Annotated in this window: 1 pseudogene; it reads left to right on the top strand. The window is 58.1% G+C overall.

Going from position 1 to position 277, the window contains the following annotated elements:
- Positions 1 to 56: 56 nt before the first annotated feature.
- A pseudogene (locus ACNQ0T_RS24175) lies at positions 57 to 277 on the top strand (ribulokinase); the annotation flags it as partial.

Raw genomic sequence — 277 nt, 5'->3', positions numbered from 1 at the left:
TTTTGCCGGGGATATCTACTGTTGCTGCATGAATGATTTCTGCATGGAGTAACAAGATGGCAATTGCGATTGGCCTCGACTTTGGTAGTGACTCAGTCCGCGCTCTGGCGGTGGAATGCGCGTCCGGCGCAGAGCTGGCGACCAGCGTGGAGTGGTATCCGCGCTGGCGGGAAGGACAGTATTGCGATGGCGCTAACAACCGCTTCCGCCATCACCCGCGAGATTACATCGAGTCCATGGAAGCGGCGCTGAAAAGCGTGCTCGCTTCGCTGAGCGC

Origin of the sequence: Enterobacter cloacae complex sp.6700776 (assembly GCF_048284255.1) — a bacterium.
In the GTDB taxonomy this organism is placed as follows: Bacteria; Pseudomonadota; Gammaproteobacteria; order Enterobacterales; family Enterobacteriaceae; genus Enterobacter; species Enterobacter intestinihominis.
Note: the sequence above shows the minus strand (reverse complement) of the source record. Positions and strands in the feature narration are given on the sequence as shown.